Source organism: Demequina sp. NBRC 110055 (assembly GCF_002090135.1).
GTDB lineage: Bacteria > Actinomycetota > Actinomycetes > Actinomycetales > Demequinaceae > Demequina.
In genome coordinates this window covers 1-1340 of the sequence record NZ_BBRL01000002.1, presented here as the reverse complement: position 1 = coordinate 1340, position 1340 = coordinate 1, and the positions used below count along the sequence as shown (strand labels likewise).

At 66.0% G+C, this 1340-nt stretch carries 1 protein-coding gene; it reads left to right on the top strand.

Features of this window, described 5'->3' with window-relative positions:
• The first annotated feature begins 57 nt into the window (after positions 1-57).
• Positions 58-1313 (top strand): IS3 family transposase gene (locus B7K24_RS00010; protein WP_144268038.1). Its coding sequence is split into 2 segments (ribosomal slippage): positions 58-328 and positions 328-1313, totalling 1257 coding nucleotides; the frame shifts between segments, so codons are not numbered across the junction.
• Positions 1314-1340: the final 27 nt, after the last annotated feature.

Here is a 1340-nt window from a genome sequence, read left to right as displayed (position 1 = left end):
TGAACCGTCCCCGGTTTGATGCCGCTTCCTTTCGAGTCTGGAAGGAAGATAGAGCCCATGCCGAAGAGGATTCCCGAGGAGACCAAGCAGCGTGCCGTGCGGCTGGTCCTGGACCATCTCGACGAGTACCCGAACCTCACCGTCGCATGCCAAACGGTCGCTGGACGACTCGGTTTCGGAGCCGAGTCGCTGCGCCGGTGGGTGCGCCAAGCTCAGGTCGACGCAGGTGAGCGTCAGGGCGTGACGACATCCGAGTCCGAGAAGATTCGCAAGCTCGAGCGGGAGAACCGCGAGCTGCGGGAGGCCAACGCGATCCTCAAGGACGCAGCGGTTTTCTTCGCCGGGGAACTCGACCCCCGTCGTCGCTGATCGTCGCGTTCATCGACGAGCAGCGCACCAAGGGTCGTGCGGTCGAGTCGATCTGCGCCGTCCTGCGAGGGCAGGGCGTCCAGATCGCCGCACGAACCTACCGAGACATGCGCATTCGTGACGCGTCGGTGCGGGATCGGGTGGACGCGGTCGTGGCCGACGCGCTACTGGCCACGACGGGCACTCCCGAGGGCATGTACGGGCGGCGCAAGATGGTCTCCCACCTGCGCCGCCAGGGCCTGCCGGCCTCGGCCCGTCAGGTCGATCGCCTCATGCGAGACCTGGGACTCAACGGTCGTGTGCGTGGCCGCGGTGTGCGCACCACGATCGCTGATCGCAATGCAGAGCGTGCTCCGGATCTGCTGGATCGGGACTTCACCGCGCCCGCGCCGAACATCCGCTGGGTCGCGGACTTCACCTACGTGCGCACCTGGGCGGGCTTCGCTTACGTCTCGTTCGTCATCGACTGCTACTCGCGGGCGATCGTCGGTTGGCACGCGTCGATGTCGAAGACCACGCCGCTGGTGACGACCGCGCTGCGCATGGGGCTGTGGCGGCGTGACCGCGCCGGCCATCCTGCAGGCGACGGTTTGGTGCATCATTCTGACGCCGGAAGCCAGTTCACGTCTGTGTCCTTCGCCGAGACCCTCGCCCTCGAAGGCATCGCCGCTTCGATCGGTTCCATCGGCGATGCCTACGATAACGCCCTGGCAGAGTCCACAATCGGGTTGTTCAAGAACGAAGCGATCCGCGACGACTCACCATTCCGTGACGGCCCGCTGAGACGGCTGGAAGACGTCGAGTGGGTCACGCTTGCGTGGGTCGACTGGTACAACCAGCACCGCCTGCACTCCCGCCTGGGCGACGTCCCACCCGACGAGTTCGAGGCCGCCTACTACGCTGACATCACCACGCCAGCACCGCCGGTGCTGGCACCCGCATAGAAGCGGCAAGAAACCGCGGACGGTTCA